Origin of the sequence: Pseudomonas sp. 478, from assembly GCF_003254125.1 — a bacterium.
Classification (GTDB): Bacteria; Pseudomonadota; Gammaproteobacteria; order Pseudomonadales; family Pseudomonadaceae; genus Aquipseudomonas.
Genome location: NZ_QKZG01000024.1, coordinates 1 through 19,987, shown reverse-complemented (window position 1 = coordinate 19,987; position 19,987 = coordinate 1). Strand labels below are relative to the sequence as shown.

Annotated in this window: 8 protein-coding genes and 1 pseudogene; 2 read left to right on the top strand and 7 right to left on the bottom strand. The window is 55.9% G+C overall.

Features of this window, described 5'->3' with window-relative positions; all coding sequences use genetic code 11:
- The first annotated feature begins 9 nt into the window (after positions 1–9).
- Positions 10–282: a hypothetical protein gene (locus DFS28_RS30095; RefSeq protein WP_111452677.1), complete on the top strand. Its 273-nt coding sequence runs from the start codon at positions 10–12 to the stop codon at positions 280–282.
- A gap of 396 nt (positions 283–678) precedes the next feature.
- On the opposite strand, the gene DFS28_RS30090 is transcribed toward DFS28_RS30095, so the two are convergent.
- From DFS28_RS30090 to DFS28_RS30080, 3 genes and pseudogenes are all read right to left on the bottom strand, one after another.
- Entirely contained in the window at positions 679–1,260 is a 582-nt protein-coding gene (locus DFS28_RS30090; RefSeq protein ID WP_111452676.1) for a hypothetical protein, read from the bottom strand.
- 262 nt (positions 1,261–1,522) lie between these two features.
- On the bottom strand, positions 1,523–1,843 hold the full coding sequence (locus DFS28_RS30085) for a hypothetical protein (RefSeq protein ID WP_111452675.1): 321 nt from the start codon (positions 1,841–1,843) through the stop codon (positions 1,523–1,525).
- A pseudogene (locus DFS28_RS30080) lies at positions 1,840–5,043 on the bottom strand (DUF637 domain-containing protein); the annotation flags it as partial. The pseudogene DFS28_RS30080 and the gene DFS28_RS30085, both read right to left, overlap by 4 nt.
- Before the next feature lie 373 nt (positions 5,044–5,416).
- Between DFS28_RS30080 and DFS28_RS30075 the strand changes: the two are divergent.
- A complete protein-coding gene (locus tag DFS28_RS30075; RefSeq protein WP_111452674.1) occupies positions 5,417–5,689 on the top strand; it encodes a hypothetical protein in 273 nt (90 codons plus the stop codon).
- Between the two features lie 61 nt (positions 5,690–5,750).
- On the opposite strand, the gene DFS28_RS30070 is transcribed toward DFS28_RS30075, so the two are convergent.
- The 4 genes from DFS28_RS30070 to DFS28_RS30575 all read right to left on the bottom strand — a co-directional run.
- The gene (locus DFS28_RS30070) at positions 5,751–6,311 is read right to left on the bottom strand and encodes a hypothetical protein (RefSeq protein WP_111452673.1); all 561 of its coding nucleotides are present in this window, start codon (positions 6,309–6,311) and stop codon (positions 5,751–5,753) included.
- 246 nt (positions 6,312–6,557) lie between these two features.
- The gene (locus tag DFS28_RS30065) at positions 6,558–6,716 is read right to left on the bottom strand and encodes a hypothetical protein (protein ID WP_178082241.1); all 159 of its coding nucleotides are present in this window, start codon (positions 6,714–6,716) and stop codon (positions 6,558–6,560) included.
- Positions 6,717–6,840: 124 nt separating this feature from the next.
- Positions 6,841–7,263, bottom strand: a complete 423-nt coding sequence (locus tag DFS28_RS30490; RefSeq protein WP_132834366.1) for a hypothetical protein — start codon at positions 7,261–7,263, stop codon at positions 6,841–6,843.
- A gap of 567 nt (positions 7,264–7,830) precedes the next feature.
- Positions 7,831–19,987 (bottom strand): hemagglutinin repeat-containing protein (locus tag DFS28_RS30575; RefSeq protein ID WP_158539713.1); only part of this gene is annotated, 12,157 nt, incomplete at its 5' end.

Below are 19,987 nucleotides of genomic sequence, written 5' to 3'. Positions count from 1 at the left end.
GCTCCACCCATGGATAGATACATGCCCCTCACCGGAATCGACCTGATACCGGCTTCCCTGCTCATCGACACCCAAGCGCCGCTCGACGTCCTTCAAGCCATGGCCGACTACCGCATTCGCACTGTCACTCAGGTGCTGGAAAACATCGCCTTCCGCGCAGAAATCGGCTGCGACACAGTCGTGCTATCCGACTTCTCAAAATTGCTCGCCATCCCGTTGCGGGACGGTTGTGATTTGATGGGTGTGATCGGTCGGCGGTTGCGGGCGCAAGGCGCGAAGTGAATGAAAACGGGCGACCTGTTGAGTCGCCCGTTTCATATTGTGAGCAATAGACAAATCCCTTTCACACAGAAGGTACGCTCGTCACGGGAATACGCTGCTGAGGTTGGGTCACATCGTAAACATGCTGCTCACAACGCTCACCCACAAAGTGGAACGCAACCAGATACACCTTGCTTCGTTCTGGAGCAAAAAAGGAGCAAAAAAAGAAAAAAGGGGACACCCATTGGCCTTGACTTGAGACCGGCTAATGGCTGTCCCCTTTTGGGGACAAGGGGACAGATTTATTTAATTGCCGCTGAACCACACCGGTGGCGAGGGAGTTTGCTCCTGCTCGACTGCGCAGCAGCCGCAAAACCGGTTATTGCGATTACCGGATCCGCCGCATCTGTGGGATGTCTAGCGCGAAGGAATATCCCTGATGTCGGACACGATATATTCCGGCAAGGTACGGATATAGAAAGGCTCCACGTCGGAATTATCCTTGTGAGTCAGCGCCGCCACCATCGTCTTCATATTGCGAAGCTGGCCAAGTGCACCGCCAGGCTGCAGCCCCTCGCGAGCATGGGAGAAATGCAAGACTTCGGCGCCGGCCTTTTTGACCTTGACCTGATAACTGAAATCGACACTGGCAAGGATCGTATTGTCGTCGACGATGACCGACACCAATCCGCCATTGGAGTTGCCGATCCGGCGCTTGTAGACGGTATTCACATCCAGCAGGTAGTCGGCACTTTCCTTGCTCGCTGCATAGCGATTAGCGCTCGACAATTGATTGATCAGCTCAACGCTGAGCTGCTCGCGCAACGTATCTTGCGGCAGAAACCGCTCATTCTTGCCGATCAGTTCAACGTCGAAGGTATCGATCCAGTAGGTAGCGGTCGCCGGAATCTGAACCGGCGAGGGGGAGATGTAGTAATCCGGCTTCGAGGCGCAGCCCGACAAAAATAAGATTGCCAACAGTAAAGCCAACACACGCATGTCAATTCGTCCTTGTGGAAGGTTATGTTAATTTAAGAGCGATATTTTACGAGATTGGGGGGATGCTCAAGTTATTTAAGGAAAAAAGGGGGGGGGGGTACTGCTTTGGCTCAAATAAATTCAAAAAAAAAGGGGACAGACCACATTTAAATCGAAGTAGTGTGCTCCTGCCCCAAAGAAAAACGTGGTCTGTCCCCGTTTGCCAATTAAAACTCACAACGTCCAATGTGACGCAACCACAACTCGCGCAATCGCTTAAACATTAAAAAACTTCGTGCCTAAGCAAACTAAAACCCGCCTTCCTTTTTAGAATCTCCATTAGCTCAAGAGAACGGCCCGTTGCATTGACATAGAGCAGAACCGGGTAATCAGAAAACTCTTGCTCCACCGGCTCGCCATCATAAGGATCAATATTATTTTTCAGAACAAAGTGCTCCGAACTATTATCACCATAAAGGTAATAAACACCTCCATGATAAGTACTATCTCTTTCCTCAAAAAGAATTCCAGCAAGCGCCTCTATCTGTGCCTTTGCCGAGACCAAGTTCAAACATTCCACACCGTACAAATCATAAGTCATCATTTTGGCATCACTATGCTTGGTGCACGGCTTGTAGCTGCCGCCGACGATTCATAAATCATGAAGTTAACTTCACGCCCGGCTTGCGAGCTTAGATTGCTAGCTAAGTCCCGTAATCCGAGAGCTTGTAGATCTCTTGCACTCAATGGTCCAGTACGTGTCCCTCCACTTCTAAGTCCTATCCCTATAGATTGAGCACGCTGCAACAGCTCTGGGCTTGCCAGTGCCACATCAAAGTCACTAACTCTTCCTGCATCAAATGCCTGCCCTGATTTAAAACTTCTTCCTGTTACCGCGCTTCCTTGAAGTATGGGCTCCACATTTCCATAACCTGCACGTGACAATCCTTCCCGCATATTCGTACCAAAACGTAAAAAGTCATCTGCACTTGAAAAACCGCTAGGAATTACTGTGCCTTTTACACATGCAGCCAGAGGCAAAAGCTCGGCGGTATAGCTCAGTGCCATCCCAACAATAAGGTCAACCCAGTATTCTGGCTCACTAAGCATATAGCCATAATGATCCACCCCAGAAGCTATCTCGCCGTTCTGCGTGCGTTGCATCGACGAGGCGAGATTCAGCTTCCAGGCCGGTACCGAAAGATACCCTTCCTGCCATGCCACAGGAAGCTGACGATAGAGCTCGTACTCCTTGGGCTCCATGATCAGTAGCGGTTTGCCGTCTACACCTAGAATCGTGTAACTGACAGCGTTACCAGATGCATCAAGGTTTTGGATGAGATCGTTTCCAAGAGGCTGCGCCGTGACTCCTGCCATTCTCAAAATCGTAGAGCACCCTATATTTGTCGGATTTTTCCTGCAGGCATTAGTGCTCTCTTCAAAATCGCTCCAGTGAGCTTGATAGTTGTACTGCGTAGCATTCGCCGCCACCGCAGCCCCAACCCCGACATCTCCACCCGAAGCCGCCGCACCCAGCACACCGACAATTTGCGAAAGCGCGAGGAGGTTGGCCTGGGCCTGGTTGTACTCCGCAGTGCCCGGAACGAGGTTCGAAGGCAATAGTTTGTCGCCGAGCAATCCAACCAACACTTCGTTGGCGCCACCCGCCAACGCTCCAGTGCGGAAATCACCGCCCATCGCTTCAGCCAACAAACCACCCAAGCCCGCATGCAAGAGGATTTTTGCCAAACCGCCCTCTGAGAGGGGCAGATCGCCAATCTCCCCCGCACCGACAGCGCCACCAATACTTGCAGCCACGCTGACAGCCGAACTGGCCAGATTGTCCTTCAGGCTTCCGCCGTAGACAGCCGTTTTGATCAGAGCATCGGCGGTGACCTTGATCGCCACAATCTGCATGCTCTTGGCATCCAGCCCCAGTGCGCCCGGATTGTAATTGAGCCCTTGCATCACGCCGGCTGTCGCGGCGGCTGTCACGTAGCCTTTGATACTGTCTTTCGAAGTAACGTCTTTGACGACCTTCCCAAGGTTGCCTCGGTTGTCGATGGTGCTGACGGTAGCCTTTGTCGCAGCGCTCACCGCGACCGCCTGCAACATCGTGTTCATGCCAGCCATCATCGGCCCCATGACGGCAGCCAACGCAATCGCGATGATGAGCTGCGAAGCCGGGCCTAGTCCCGAGTTGCTGTATTTGAACGACTCATGGATTTCCTTGACCTGCCTCCAGTCCACATCGCCTCGCGCTTCGGCCTGTTTCAACCAAGCCAGTTGCGGATCGGCCAGGACCATCGCATCGATGGTCTGGCTGACACTCTTCTGATCAATATGCTTGAGGTCGATTTGCAGACCTTCCACGACCTTGATCGTGATGTTGCCTTTGGCAATCATCTGGGTCTGGCGCAGTGTTTCGTCGGTATTGCCCTTGCCTTTCGATGAGGTCCAGAAAGCATCGCCATCGCTCTTGGTGTGGCTCTCGTCATGCAGGTCTTTCACCCCTTCAAAAACAATCGCCCCACCACTGTCGAGGATGATGTCCTTGCCACTCTCCAGCTTCGCCACCTGATAACGCTGACCCCCACCGCTGACCAAGGTCAGGTTGCCCCCGGTGGTGATTTCACTGCCGATGTATTTCACATCGGTCACTTCGTCGCGCTGGGTTTTCTTCGCGCCGAAGGAGCCCTTCTTCTTCATGTCATACAGCGAGTAATCGCTGTCTTGCGCCGCCAGCAGCTCGAGCTTGTCACCCGCCACCAAGTAGGCCTCATCCCCGGCGGTGACCTTGCTTGAGATCAGCGTCAAATCCTTGCCTGCACTCAGGGCAATGCTGCCCCCCGCAGTGACCGTCGTAGAGACCTGGCTGACATGATCCTCCTGACTGGTCACCTTCTTGCTCTTGCTATACGAGTGCTGTTCATCCGCCGCCGAAGCCAGGGTCAAGTCGCCGACGGCGCTCATGCTCACATCGCGTTTGGCGTCGATCTGGCTGGCGATAGCGGTGATATCCCGTCCAGCATTGACCTTCAGGTCCTGCCCGACATCAATGTCTGAGCCATATTGGGTGATGGTCTGATCCCGGTGCAGACCTTGCTCGCCGCTGACGATCTGTTCGGCTGAAGTGAGGTTGACGTCGCGACCGGCAGTGACCGTGGTGTCAGCCCCGCTTTTCAGCACGCCGCCAACGTTGTTGATATCGCGTCCGGCGTTGAGGGTGAGCGAGTTGCCGGCTTCGATACGGGCGGCGTTGTCGACGAAGTCGGTGCGCTCGCTGCGATAGCCGCTGCTGCTTTCGTGGGTGGTGACGGTGCGTTCGTTGATCACGTCGCCCCGGGTGGCGGTCAGCGTGACGTCACGGCCGGCGATGATGCCGCCGGCCTTGTTGACTATGTTGTTGCCGGCTTGCAGGTCGAGGCGATTGCCGGCTTCCACCAGGCCGCTGTTGACCAGGTCGTTGGTGGCGGTGGCCGACAGGTTGTTGGAGGCGCGCAAGGTGCCGGCGTTGTTCAGGTCTTTGCCGGCGATCAGGGTTACGTCGCTGCCCTGGATCAAGGCACCGTTGGCGGCCAGGCGATTGTTGGCGTTGGCCAGGTACAGCACCGGCACCAGCACTTGTTCGCCGTTCACTTCGGCGTTTTCCATCCAGACAATGTCGTGGGTCAGGGCCGCGACTTGCTCGGAGGTCAGGCTGACGCCCAGCGACAGGTTGAGCTCTGTTTTGCTGGCGATGGCGTTGTTCATCAGGTATCTGAACAAGCCTTCGTCGCTGGTCTGGCCATCGATGAAACGCTGGCAAAGGCAAAGCTGAAGATTGCGATATTGACTACGCCTGCCCAGCAAATGCACTCAACACCGCGCAAAGTAAAGGTCCTACGCCAACCTCGGAATCAGGCACCTTGCACCGCTGGAACGATGAGGCTTATTAGTCCGCCCGTCGTCCACATGGCGACCGGGTTTGGCGACCTGACGAACGAGTGCGAGAGCTGTCTGCTTATTTGCAGGCGCCTCCGCATCCGCAAAACTATTTTTATGGCAGTTGTGCGCGGGAGACCTTCGGGTCTGCCGGTTACTCGTTTCCGGTTCGCCAACCTGCGTACAGCTGCCACCCCATTTCGTTTGGCGACGATCTGCTGGCAGTCTCAGCAAACTAAACGAGGCTTCAACTATGGATAGATACATGCCCCTCACCGGAATCGACCTGATCCCGGCTTCTCTGGTTATTGATACTCAAGCGCCGCTCGACGTCCTGCAAGCAATGGCGGATTACCGTATTCGCACGGTCACGCAGGTGTTGGAAAATATTGCCTTTCGCGCAGAAATCGGCTGCGACACGGTGGTGCTTTCAGACTTTTCCAAACTGCTGGCCATACCGTTGCGTGATGGTTGTGATGTGATGGATGTGATTGGCCGACGGTTGCGGGCGCAGGCTGCGGGGTAAATGAAAACGGGCGACCTTTTGGGTCGCCCGTTTCATGTTGTGAGCAATAGATAAATCCCTTTCACACAGCAGGTATGCTCGCCACGGGAATACGCTGCTGAGGTTGGGTGACATCGTAAACATGCTGCTCACAGCGCTCACCCACAAACTGGAACTCAACCAGATAGACCTTGCTTCGCTCTGGCGTAAAGATGCTTTTCAGCGGACCGCAACTATAGGAACCCCCAGCGCCCCTGCCATTCGAATATCCCGACACCTCGAAAGATTTGTCGGCATCGGCCTGTACTTCCAACTGCGGGAAGCGTTTAACCGTAGCGCTGTTGGCCACTTCATTGAGTTTGGCAATCCAGCCGAACACCTTCCCCTGACCTGAATCCACCACGGTCCCAAGCACCTCCATACGCTGGTCAGGATCTGCTGCACGCCTGATCGCGAACTCTACCGGAGAAGTGTTACCCGACGCTTTCATGATGACCTTGGCGTGCTCCGCATCGACAGCTACCGTATTTTGGTGCAGTTGGATACCGTCTTTCAGCAAACTGGGGGACGAGTCCCTGACGTTGGAATGGCAGCCTGACAATGTGAAAATCAGGATTAGTATTGGCAGTGGGATTCTTTTCACTTCTAGATATCCTTATTAAATGTATGCCCGGTGGAAAAACGAAGTGGAAAGATTTGTTTTCCTGCGATGCCAAATAAAATAAACCCGCTTCTACCTTCCCTCTCACGAGTCGTACCTTAGCCTTGACTGAAGGCCGGTTAACGGCGTCCCTTTTCCATTTCTATTTCTTCAGGAAGCCCACTCCGTTTTATCAGGAAAATGACTTTCCCGCCAAAGACGCACTAACTTCGTTGCGGCTCTTTTTGACTACGCTCCATTTTTATCCAGAGGGCACTCTTTCAGCACACGAATAGATTCGCCATCTTTATCCATCTGAATGAATCCAACACCCAAGTTCCGGCCAAACGTGTACTCAACATACTCTTCAGTTTCTGCGACCTTATCCATCTCTATATAAAAGGCCATATAACCCTTCTCAGCTACCTAATAGACTTGGGCATCTCCAAAAAAAATAGACATATTTATTTCCTGACCAGCACATCGGCCAAACAAATAAATCCGCCCCATTCCTGCAGTCCCCATTCCTGAACTAGATCCAATTAAGTTCTATGCTACACGAGCCTCCTCTTGGATCTATTTGAGAAGTTATAGACCCCCAAGCAAATTCATAAGCCACCAAGATTTCATTCTTTTTCTGAGGATCACCAAGCAAATTTTTCAGAAAATTGTCATGTTTTCTCTTGAGTTGCTCGAGGTCACGCCCATGTTCATTTTCCAGCGCAAAGCCGAACATTTTCAGACTATCTTTGAAAAAATTGAAAGTTACATCAACCTCATGCCCAAGAATAAAATGAAGCCGACTGGATCGCAGCACCCAACCATTGCCCATATCTATATCATGATCAAACTTCACTCCCTGATTGATAACGGCAATGACGGACACATCCTTCCTAATCACTATGCAATCATCAAGATAAACACAACCCTCTTTAAGATCTTTTAATTCCGACATAGTGCCACCTCTTAAATGGAATTGAATACAATGGAATCAAGACATTTTCGAATGTTCCTGACTCATAGCACGAAAGAAAATCTCCTCATCTACAAGCTTCCCACCCAACACAGAAGTTTTAGTTATTTTCCCGAATCCTGCAGCCTCTCCCGCCCCCGGCATTATAAGAAAAAAGGGGACAGATTTATTTTCTGGCCCCTACCATCGATAGCCAAACAAATAAATCCGTCCCCTTTACGAACACAGATTTGTTTAATCACAAAATCAACCAAGCAATAAATTAATCCGCCCCTCCTTTATGCTGCTATTTCTACTGCGTCAACTCTACCTAGTGCGGTCTGCGCAAACCCAGCCATTTACAAAATGTCTCGAAAACAAAATCGTAAGCTTGTTCTTCAGTGTCCAGCACCGCAAGCTCAGCCGGGATGTCACGTTCCACGTAGTAAACTTTCCACTTGCCACTCTCTAAAACGACACACACACAGTCGCTGTGACGGATCTCCCCCAAAGAGTAGCTATTACTACTAACGCCTATAGCATGGAGATTAGATGACAATTCTTGCTTTTTCACTTTGAAAGGCCCTTTAAATATCCATTATCTATATACCATTGAACAGAGTTTGGCAGCTGGAATTGCGTCCCCATCCCCGGCTGCCCAAACCATGGTAAGACTTTTGCTTTGGTGACTCCAGGAAGGGATTGGATAACTTCATATTGGAAATACGGTTTACTAATCTCATACGAGGAAGGCAAAGCGCGCTCACCAAACGAAGCTCCTAACGGAGAAAGATATTTACCACCTGGATATCCATAACGGTCAAACAACATCCCAACATCCAACGTCGTATTCGGTACAGGAGAATAACCACCACCATTTGGCGGCCAAATGCCAAGAATCTCCTGAAGTTTTCCTTCAGCCTTGCTGAACTGACCAAAATTTGAACTGAGCCGGGCGGCCTGACTATCCGAAATGGCGCTCAAGATTTGCGCGCGGAGAGCATCACCTGTTTCCCATCCAACAATCTCACCCAGCTTCCCAACTCGCCCGGCCGGCAACAGATTAATTGCCATTTCCGCATCATATTTGGCTCGAACCGCCGCGCTAGCAGCCGTGTCGCCTTGTAACTGATACAGATAAGTCAGAATCTCTACGTCATTCTTGTTATCACGGTAGCTGCTCAGCAGCCTATCGGGGCTTGCCATCGACAACAAGAGACCGTTTGCGATCTGGCTCGTTGTATCCGCAGGCTGGTTCAAAAGGCTGCTGCCCAGCGCCCAGAAATTGGTTGCGGCACCCGCAGCAGCGTCCCAATACCCTTTCGGCAACCCTGTGATTGAACCAGCAATGAAGTCGCCAATACCGTCACGGAAATTCAGATTTTTGTTATAAAAATCCTGGTTACGATAGTCCTCAGCCATCGGGAAAAAATTGAAGTTTGGATTCAGATACTCGCCGTTCAGTCGGATATCCGCATACGCTTCTGGGTGAGCAACGCTGTAATTTTGAAGCAGACGAGCTGTTTCTTCTGGCGTGTAGCTCTTTTTGTCACTTAGCACAGGAAAATCGTTGACCGTCGCAATGACATCGTAACTATCCGCCAACGGCGCTAATGCAATGCCCAAATGCTTGAGGGTGATGTCATCGGGTACCGATGCTTTGGAGTCAATGACCGTACGCCAGCCCGCATCGGTGTAGTACACCAATGCCTTGGCCAAACGTGCCTCAGCCTCAGCCTCCGTGATACCCGCGTCCTTGGCCAATGCTTGCGCTTGCGCCTTAAGCAGCGGGATCTCTGCGGGGTGCATCTGGCGGTTATATTTTTCAATATTGGCGGCAATAGCAGCACCGCTCATTTGCGCAATCGAACCACCGCCTCCGGCTACCGCCCCCAGTCCTGCGGCGATCAATGTGCCGAACGCATCCCGGCTTGCCAGTCCGATACCGTAACTTTTCAGCACTTCGTCCAATGCTGGCATCATTGCCGCCGACGCGCCGGCGCTGAGGGCGCCGTTCGCCGCCGTGCCGCTGGATAAGCCTTGTACGGCACCTGCCAAGCTGTGTAACAAGACACGTGCAGAGCCACCTTCAGCCCACGCCGCTTGCAGGTTTGTGTCCTTGCTGCGTATTGCATCCGCTAGTTGTTGGTCGGCATAGTCGCCTATTTTTTTGTAGGTATCCGCCGCCGTAGTATTGGCAACCAGGCCTATCGCCGTCGCCCCACCCACACTCCCCATGCCGGCGGCAATCACGCCTGCTGCGATGTCCGCCATGAAGCGTTTGTCACCACCCCCCCCCCAACTGTTGTAATCATCAATAGCAGCCTGTCGTTCCTTCTCAGTCGTCGCTGCTTTGGCTCTCTCACCGGCCGCTTGCTGCTGGGCATTGGCTACTTTGCCGATGATGTTTTTGGACAGCGCGACAGTGCTCTGGATTAGATCAATCCGCTCCTGAATCGCTTTTTCATCAGGCTTGTCCAGCGTCTGATTGGCGTTTGCGGTATCGCGATTCAGTCCAACCAGATCATTCGCACCCTCAGCGTTGCGCACGATGATGGTGCCTTCGCTGACAGCACTACGGGTGCTGCTGTGGTCCGAATCGTTTAGTGACAGCGGAACGCTGCCTCCCACACTTGAGCCGGCATTGCTGCCGTAGGAAGCCGAAAAGCCTGCCGACTGGGCGCTGATGTCGCTGGTGTTTTTGATATCGCTGACGATCAGACGATCAGTGCTGAGCAGGTTCTTGTCGGCAGACGCCTCACTGGCAATCACCGCACCTTGCAAGGTGGTGTTTTTACCGACGGTGATGTCGTAACCACCCTTGCCGGCGAACAGGCCGCTCTGGTCTATCACAGCCTTGTAGTCGCTGTTCATGTTGCCAGCGGCCAGGCTTGCAGACACGGCCACCGGTGCGCCGTAGCAGAACGGCGGAATACAGATGCTGCCACCGAAACCGGCACTGCCCTGTTTGCTCTTCTGGGTCTCGGTGTCCTGGCGGGACGTAATGTTGAGGTTGCCGTCAATCAACGCGTTGATACTGTCGGCCCGTACCTGCGCGCCAGCCAGGGTCGTGTCCTGTCCACTGTGCAGGGAGAGAGAGCCGGTCTCCAGGGTGGTGTTGACTTGGGTAACGGAGCTACCAGTCCCCATGCTCTTGGCGATGGAAGCTCCCAGGTCGAGGGTGAACCCGTTCTGCTCACCGAGGTTGAAGCTGGCGCCAATGGCCGTTTTGTTGTTGCTGTTGTTATTGGCCCAGTTGGCGGTGTTTTGCGCGCTTTCCAGGGTGATGTTGTTTTTAGCCAGCAATACGGTGTCGGCGGCTTTCAAGCTGCTGCCAATCACATGAATATCACCCACCGTTCCCGGCGCACCGCCATCGGCAATGATCAATAAGTTTTTGCCTGCATTGAGCGTGCTTTGCTTGGCAGTCTGACTGGTGTACTCGCTGGTGCTTTTGCTGTGGGTATTCGCCAGTTCGGTGCCAATCTTGATCAGAGACCCATTACTGGCAGTACCCTGCTTTTTCCCATAATCCGAGCCGGCGCCTTCGGCGTCGCCGCCCATACCTCCCAGATCGTTGAACGCCATTGCCGCTTGAGCCAGCTTCACCGCTTTGAGTCGGGGGTCATCGGCGTTATTGGCCGCTTTTACTGAACTGCGAATCGTATTGACCGTATCGACGATCGTGCCGCCAATGACCCGCCCCACCGCCAAACTGCTGCTCTTGTCGGTACTGCTCTGGCTCGCGCTTTCCATCCCGGCAGCGATGGTCACCTTGGAACCGATCAGGCTCATGTTCTTGGTGCTAACAAGGTCGCTGGCGATCACGCTCAGTTCACGGCCACTGGTGAGACTGACGTCCCCCTCGCTGGAGCCAATGGTGCTACCAGTCAAAGTGGTTTGCGCGGACTTGCCGGTATGGTTCTGTTTGCTGACCGATAGGTGCTGGTTGCCGGTGATGTCATCGACGCCAAGGTTATTGGCTGTCAGTACGCCACTCAGATCACGATTTTTTTCCTTATGGAATTCGTCACGGGTGAAGGTATTTTCTGCCGCATTGATGGTCAGGTCGCGACCTGCCTGTACGGTTAGATCCTGGGTACTGACTAGGGATGAGCCAGTGATCGTGGCGTCACGATTGGCCGCCACACTCACGGTATTACCCGAGATCACGCTACCGACAGCAGTGGTTTGCGTCTCGGAAACCTGATCCTTGACCTTGCTCGACTTCAAGCCACCCCAACTACTTTTGCTTGAGCTGCTCTCATGACGGGCACTGTTCGAATCAGTGACTGCAACGATCTGCACATCATTGCCGGCCACCAGTTGCACACCGCCTTTATCGGCCGCGATCTCGCTGCCTTTTATCAGCATGTCATTGCCGGCCAGCAGCGTACTGTTGCCGCCGGAGGTCACTGCGCTTGCGATGTTGGTGTTGCTGGCCACCTCGTCGAGTCGACTCTTCTTGCCCGAGGAGCTTTTCTTGGTTTTGCTGTAGAAGCTGTAATCGCTGTCTTCTGCACTCTGGAGCGTCAGGTTGTTAGCCGCAAACAGATAGGCCTCATCCCCCGCACTCACTCGGCTGGCGATCAGGTTCAGATCCTTGCCCGCATTCAGGACAATGCTGCCTCCCGCAGTGACCGTCGTAGAGACCTGACTGACATGATCCTCCTGACTGGTCACCTTCTTGCTCTTGCTATACGAGTGCTGTTCATCCGCCGCCGAAGCCAGGGTCAAGTCGCCGACAGCGCTCATGCTCACATCGCGTTTGGCGTCGATCTGGCTGGCGATAGCGGTGATATCCCGTCCGGCACTGACCTTCAGGTCCTGCCCGACATCAATGTCTGAGCCATATTGGGTGATGGTCTGATTGCGGTGCAGCCCCTGCTCGCCGCTGACGATCTGTTCGGCTGAAGTGAGGTTGACGTCGCGACCGGCAGTGATCGTGGTGTCAGCCCCGCTTTTCAGCACGCCGCCAACGTTGTTGATATCGCGTCCGGCGTTGAGGGTGAGCGAGTTGCCGGCTTCGATGCGGGCGGCGTTGTCGACGAAGTCGGTGCGCTCGCTGCGATAGCCGCTGCTGCTTTCGTGGGTGGTGACGGTGCGTTCGTTGATCACATCGCCCCGGGTGGCGGTGAGCGTGACGTCACGGCCGGCGATGATGCCGCCGGCTTTGTTGACGATGTTGTTGCCGGCTTGCAGGTCGAGGCGGTTGCCGGCTTCCACCAGGCCGCTGTTGACCAGGTCGTTGGTGGCGGTGGCCGACAGGTTGTTGGAGGCGCGCAAGGTGCCGGCGTTGTTCAGGTCTTTGCCGGCGATCAGGGTTACGTCGCTGCCCTGGATCAAGGCACCGTTGGCGGCCAGGCGATTGTTGGCGTTGGCCAGGTACAGCACCGGCACCAGCACTTGTTCGCCGTTCACTTCGGCGTTTTCCATCCAGACAATGTCGTGGGTCAGGGCCGCGACTTGCTCGGAGGTCAGGCTGACGCCCAGCGACAGGTTGAGTTCTGTTTTGCTGGCGATGGCGTTGTTCATCAGGTATCTGAACAAGCCTTCGTCGCTGGTCTGGCCATCGATGAAGCGCTGGCCGGTGCGAGACACTACCGCTTGCTGGATCAGGCGTTGTTCATAAAGGCCATCGCCCAGGCGCTTGGCACTTTGGTCGGGGTCGTAACCAAGGTTAGAGAGGAGATAGTCCGAACTCATGAACGGCTTGAGGTCGGTGAGCACCGGGTTGGTTTCGATCAAGTATTTGTGAGGTTTTGACTGGCCGGAACTGGCCGGTACGCCTTGAACGCGGTTGACCATGAAAACATTGGAACGGCTAGGCAGTACAGTGCCCGATGAGTCTGTGGCGGGCGTGGTGACGTTGATCGCGCTGGCGTCTGTCTCCATGTTCGCAGCCTGACGATTCGCCGGGCTCAGATTGACAGCACTGGCGGAAGCCTGGGTGTTGTTACCCAGCAGAATAGCCCGAGCCTGGCCGGCAGGTAGTGTCTGCTCGCGCTGGGTCAGCGGAATGCTGGCGCCACCCATCGTCCAGCTTTGTGGACCGCTATTGACTGGTGTACTGCCGTTCTGGCCGCTCAGGCGGAACAAACCGTTCTGGCCGGTCGGCAGGCTGAAGCCTGGCAGCGACACCGGGTTCACCTGCTGCTGCGCAAGGTCGGGGGGCAGTTGCTGATTGATATTAATAACGGTCAGTGTATTGCCATTGGTCTGGGTCGAACCCAGGCGTGAACCGTTGGGGTTCAGCGCCACTCCTTCACGCACCACGCTATTAGTCAGGTCTTGCGTAGCATTGATGGTCACTTGTCCGCCGGACTGAACCACTGCATTCGCGTACGTTGACGGGCTCTGGTAGGTAATCACCTCATCGAAAAATTGAGCATTTTTGACCGCGGCGGGTGCCTCCATCCGAACATTCCCTTGATACTGGGAAAGATCGAACGGCTCAAATACATATTGCCCACCTTCAATTTCAATCCGGATTGAACCGAACCAGGTAAAGCGGGCGGCCTCTCTTCCTCCCGAGCGGGTTCTGGGGTTCACCAACGTCTCTACATAATCCTCGTTCCAGAAATGGATGTAGGGGCGTACATAATCACCGGCTGGCGAGAAGGCGTTAGGATCGGTGTTGTTATAGTCCGGATCATTGATCGCATTGAAAGTCATGATCTCGGACCAATTGACGCCAGGATCACTGAGGGATCGACGAACAGAATATTCGCCAACTGACGCGCCCTCGTTTTTGAAAGTACCAAGGTTGAGACTCATGTCATGACCGGCAGTGATGGTCGACATCTTGTTGAGCAAGTCGGAGCCGTTGATTAGTAGATCCTGGCCAGCGGTCAGACTGGCTGAGGCCGAATCTTTGGTAACAACCGACTTATAGTTTTCCTCCCATACCAGATGACTTGATGGCGGACGGTCGCCTATTTGTGGAAGCTCACTGCAGCTATAACAACGCACACCAATGTTGCTCGACACCAGCCCGCCGACCACCTCGAACACATCCTTGCGGTTCTCGATATGGTCAATGTTCAGGGTCATGTCCTGAGCACTTTCCATCGTGGCCGAGATGTTGGAGAACGAATGGCTACGTCCGCCGTTGTCGTCCCTGGCGATGTCGATATCCTCGAGGCTGTACACATCGGCATAGCGGTTAGTAAACGTGTTGGCCCTCAGCGCCATGTCTTTACCACTGAAAATTAGGCCGTTCTGGTTCAGCAGAGTGGCAGCCTTAAGTCGCACATTTTCGCTGCCACCGAGAGTCCCAAAGTTGTTCAGATTTGTCGCCGTGACGTCCAGATCGCCCATGGAGCTCACACGTCCGTAGTTGTTCAGAGTGCTCGCAGACAGGGTGGTTTTGGCCCCCCCGGTGATTTTGCTGTTGGTCACCAGGTCAATCTGGCTGGCGCTCAGATCCATATTTCCCTGGCTGCTCAGTCGGCCATTGCCACCGTAGCTGCCCCCCAAGGTCAGCTTCATGCTGCCGTCACTGGCGATCAGTCCATCGTTGTACCAATTGCCGCCGGTACCGACGAGGCTGGTGGAAGCGAGCAGTTGGCCGCTGGCGGTCTGACTGAAGTTATTGACGTTGACGTTCAGGCGTCCGGCCTGGATGACGTTGCTGTTGCTCCAGCTGTCGGCGTTGAGGGTCAGGCCACCGCGGGTGACGATCGAGCCACCAGCGCCGGTGACGTTGGCAGTGGAAATGTCGAAGGTGCCGTTGCCCACATGCAGCAGACTGCCGCCACCGTTGAGGAAGCTGCCAACCGCCATGCTCAGGTCGCTGTTGGCGCTTTCCAGGGTGCCCTTGCGGTTGTCGAACAGGCCGCCGATCTGAAAGTTGGTTTTGCCACTGGTGCCAAGTGCACGCAGTTGACCGGTCTGGTTATCGAGGCTGGCCGCCTTGATCGATAAGGTGCTGTCGCTCTCGATGATGCCCAGACGGTTGTTCAACGCGCCGCTGAGGTTGAGGTCGATCTGTTGACCGGCGATCTGGCCGTCATTGTCGCCGCTGTTGTCGAAGTTGTTGCCGGTGACGTTGACCTTGCCTTGGGCGTAGAGACCGCCGTTGCGGTTGTCGAAGTTGCCGGTGACGATGATCGCGTCGCCGCTTTGCGCAGCGATACGCCCGCCGTAGTTGTCGATGCCGGCCAGCGCAGTCAGGTTCAGGCGCTGGGCCTGGGTGACGCCGCTGCGGCGGTTGTTGTTCAGGTCATAGCCGTTTTTCAGCACGCCGGTCAGGTTGGCCGTGAATGCTGCTTGCAGACTGGCGAGCACGCCGCCGCGGTTATCGAGGTTGCCGGCCTTGATAGACACGTCACCGTCCTTGGCGACGATCCGGCCGCTCTGGTTGTCGATATCGCCGCCGATGGTGAGGTTCAAAGCTCCCTGGCTTTGCAGGGTGCCCTTGGCGTTGGCGAGGCTGGCGGCCTGGATTTGCAGGTCGCCATTCTGGCTGTAGATCTGGCCGTCGGCGCTGTTCTGCAGCGTACCGCCCGTGGTGATGGTCAGTAGATCATTGGCCGCGATGGTGCCGAGATTGCGGTTGTCCAGGCCACCGGTAAGCAGGGTCATCAAGCCTTGGCTGGCGAGTTGGCCGCCCTGGTTATTGATGTGTGTGGCGCGCTGCACCCGCAGCGGGCCGGCGCTGGCCAGTTTGCCGTTGGTGTTGGTCAAGGCGCCGAGCAGGTCGAGGGTGACAGCAGCGTTGCCGATCAGGTTGCCGCCAGTGTTATCCAGTGTGGTGCCGGTGAAACTGAGGTCCTGTTTTGCGTTGACCGTGCCGCCGGCATTACCCAGGGTCATGGCCTGCATGGCCAGGGTCGCGCCGCTGTCGATCAAGCCGCCCTGAGCGTTGTTGAGCAGACCGCTGAGGGTCAGGGTCTGGGCACCACCACTGGAGAGGATGCCGCCGTTGCTGTTGTCCAGGCTTGCCGCATTGACGCTCAGGGTTTTCTGGCTGACCAGCGCACCTTCGCCGCTGTTGAGAATCGGACCGCTGACGGTGACGGCCACATCGCTGTCGTGACTCGACAGCGTGCCTTTGTTGCGGTTGTCCAGGCTGTTGCTGGTGAGGTTCAGGCCCTGCCAGCCAGAGATCAGGCCGCCCTGGTTGAGTACCGTGTCGGCGTTGACCGTCAGCAAGTTGCTGCTGATCAGTTTGCCGCCGCTGTTATCCAGGGCGCGGGATGTCAGGTTGAGGCTTTGGCTGCTGGAGATTTCGCCGCTGCGGTTGTTCAGGTCGTGCAGGTGCTGGATGCTCAACAAGCCTGCGGTGGTGATCAGACCGCCGCTGTTGTTCAGGTCGCCGGTAACCGAGCCGAAGTCGATGGCAATCGCGCTGCCCAGCAAAGAACCGTTCTGGTTATTCAGGTCACTGCTGTTGATAGTCAGGCCGGTGGTGGCGTTGATCAGCCCCTGGTTTTGGTTAGTCAACAGCCCGTCGAGGTTCAAGTCGAGGTTGGCACGGCTGGTCAGGGTGCCGCCGCTGTTGTCCAGGCTGGCGGCTTTGACGTCAAGTGCCGCGGCGGCGATAAGGCCTTTGAGATTGGTCAGTGCCTGATCGATGCGCAGGGTCAGATTCTGATTGCTCAGCAGTTTGCCATTGCTGTTGTCCAGGCTACGAGCGGCGAGCGTGAAGGCCTCGGCGCTGGAGATTTCGCCGCCATCGTTGTTGATCTCGGTGAGGTTCTTGAGCATCAGCAATGGCGCGCTGATCAGGCCATTCTGGTTGTTCAGCTGACCCTTGTTCAGATCCAACACCAGGGACGTGTTGCTGAACAGTTGCCCGCCTTGCTGATCAAGGCCGGTGACGCTGGCAGTCAGCGCACCGACACTGGCGATGCGACCGCCATCCTGGTTAGTCAGTTGGGTCGCCTTCAGGTCCAGGCTGGCCCCGCTGTTCAATCGACCGGTGTGGCTGTTATCCAGTGCGCCGGTGTTGACGATCACCGCGCCTTTGCCGCTGATGCTGCCGTTGTTGCGGTTATCCAGGCTGGCGCTGTTGAGTGTGATACCTGCGTCAGTGACGATTTCGCCGCCCTGATTGAGTACCGCGCCGCTGGTGGTCAATGTCAGCGGCCCGGCAGCGGAAACGCTGCCCAGAGTGTTGGTCAAGCTGGCGGCCGTGACCCCGAGCGTCCCTTCAGCGCTGAGCAGGCCCTGGCTATTGTTCAGGTCACCCGTGAGATCGAGCGTCAGGTTTTTCTGACTCAACAGCGAGCCGCCACTGTTGTCGAGATCGCGCCCCGTCAGTGTCAGGTCGGTCTTGCCCGAGAGCAGGCCTTTGGCGCGGTTGAGCACTTGAGCAACCGTCAGGGCCAGCGCGCCTTCGGCGAATACCTGGCCGCCATCGCTGTTGTCCAGACGGTTGCCCACCAGGGTCACATCTGACTTGCTCGACAATTCGCCACCGCGGTTGTCGACCGATTCCACGTTCAGCTGCAGGGCGTTGGTCGCCCCGACCAAACCGCCAAACCGGTTATCGAGGTTGATGCCCGTCAGAGTGAGTCCACCGGTTGCGATCAACTGACCGCCCTGGTTGTTCAGGGTCGCGACGCTGGCCGTGACATCGGTTTTACCGGCGATCTGGCCACGGGTGTTGTCCAGGCTATCAGCGCTGATGTGCACGTCACCGTCAGCGATGAACGTGCCGTCTTGATTGACGAGTTGACCGTCTACCGTCACCCCGAGGGCGCCGCGACTACTGATCAAGCCGCCGGTGTTGTCCAGACGGGCGCTGTGCACCTCCAGGGTCTGTGCGGCAATCAGGCCCTTGATGCTGGCGAGCAGTTGATCGATGTGCAGGGTCAAAGCCTGATTGCTGATCAATTTGCCGTTGCTGTTATCCAGATTCTGCGCGGTCAGAGTGAAGGCCTGAGCGCTGGAGATTTCACCGTGCTGGTTGTTGACGTCCTTGAGGTTTTTCAACATCAGCAACGGCGCGTTGATCAGCCCGTTCTGGTTGTTCAGTTGGCCCTGGTTCAAGTCCAGGCTCAGCGAGGTTTTGCTGAACAGTTGACCGCCCTGCTGATCGAAACCGGTGACACTGGCAGTCAGGGCTTTATCGCTGGCGATTCGGCTGGCAACACCGTTGCTGACTTGGGTCGCGGTCAGGTCGAGGGTATCGCCGCTGATCAATTGGCCGCCCTGAGTGTTGTCGAACGTACCGGTGGTGACAGTGGTCGCGTTCTTGCCACTGATCAGGCCATTCTGGCGGTTGATCAGGCTTGCGCTTTTGAGGGTCAGGCCGCTGTCGGTGGTGATTGAACCGCCCTGATTGTTCAGCGCTCCCGTTGTCGTCAGCGCCAGCGCGCCGGCGCTCGACACGCTGCCGCGGGTGCTGTCGAGGCTGGCCGCATTGACCGTCAAAGTGCCTTCACTGCTGATCAGGCCTTCGATGTTGCTCAAGGCTTGGTCGAGGCGGATATCCAACCCAAGCTGGGCGACAAGACTACCGCCGCTGTTGTCCAGGCTCTGGCCCGTCACTGTCGTGGCGCCCTTGCCGAACAACAGCCCTTGGGTCTGGTTGATGATCTGCGCGACTTTCAGGCCCAGCTCGGTGCCGGCCAGGATCTTGCCGTTGTCACTGTTGTTCAGGCTTTGGCCTTCGATGGCCACATCAACGGCGCTGGAGATTTCGCCGCCGCGATTGTCCACCTCATCGACGTTGAGTTTCAGCGCTTTTGTCGCGCCTACCAGTCCGCCGTTGCGGTTATCGAGCCCACTGCCATTGAGGGTCAACATCCCTTGGGCGACCAGTTCGCCGCCCTGGTTGGTGAACTGCGCAACCTTGGCCGTCAGATCGGTTTTGCTGGAGATACGACCGCTGCTGTTGTCGACGCTGGCGGCCTCCAGTTGCACCGGACCCGCCGCGCTGAGTAAGCCGCCGCGGTTATCCAGATGAGTGCCATTGAAGTGGATGGCGGCCTGGCTGTTGAGCAGACCTTGCTGACGGTTATCGAGTTGTCCGACGGTCAGTTGCAGGTCTTTGCCAGCGCGTACTTTGCCGGTGCGGTTGTCCAGCGAATCGCTGCGCAGGGTCAGCCGATCCTTGCCGATCAGGCTGCCATTGCGGTTGTCGAGGCTACCGGTCTGAAGGTCAACCACGCCTTTGGCGCTCAGGTTGCCATTCTGGTTGTCGAACAGACCATTGATGCGCGCGGTGAGACTGCCATCACTGACCAGGCTGCCGTCATGGCTGTTATCCAGGCTGGCGGCACTGATGCTCACGCTTTGGCCGGAACCCAGCACACCGTTCTGGTTATTCAGAGCACCGATCAAACCGATGTTCAGTGCAACGTCGCCCGTTACCTGACCATCACTGTTGTCCAGCGTCGTGGCGGTGACGGTGGTGTTGCCTGCGCTGGAGACTTCGCCATCGTGGTTGTTCAGGTGGCCGAGATTCGCCGTGAGGTTGCCGTTGCTGGTGATTACCCCTTTAGTGTTGAGCACCTGCGTGGCTTTCAGCTCCAATGCACCGCTGCCGAGCACCCGACCAGTGTTCCGGTTGTCCAGGGTAGTGGCAGTGATGCTGGTTTTTTGCTGCCCGCTTAAGGTGCCGCCCAGGTTATTCAACGTCTGTGCGGTATTGACCGTCAGGTTGCGGCTGGCCACCACGCTCTTGCCGGTGTTGTTGAGATTCTGCGCACTCAGGCTCACATCACCGTTGGCGTTGCGGCTGGTGTCGGCATTAACTCCGGCCTCGATGACGCCG

Coding starts and splice junctions, on each gene's coding strand:
- DFS28_RS30075 (WP_111452674.1), top strand. CDS start 5,417: ATGGATAGATACATGCCCCTCACCGGAATCGACCTGATCCCGGCTTCT.
- DFS28_RS30065 (WP_178082241.1), bottom strand. CDS start 6,716: ATGGCCTTTTATATAGAGATGGATAAGGTCGCAGAAACTGAAGAGTAT.
- DFS28_RS30490 (WP_132834366.1), bottom strand. CDS start 7,263: ATGTCGGAATTAAAAGATCTTAAAGAGGGTTGTGTTTATCTTGATGAT.
- DFS28_RS30095 (WP_111452677.1), top strand. CDS start 10: ATGGATAGATACATGCCCCTCACCGGAATCGACCTGATACCGGCTTCC.
- DFS28_RS30090 (WP_111452676.1), bottom strand. CDS start 1,260: ATGCGTGTGTTGGCTTTACTGTTGGCAATCTTATTTTTGTCGGGCTGC.
- DFS28_RS30085 (WP_111452675.1), bottom strand. CDS start 1,843: ATGATGACTTATGATTTGTACGGTGTGGAATGTTTGAACTTGGTCTCG.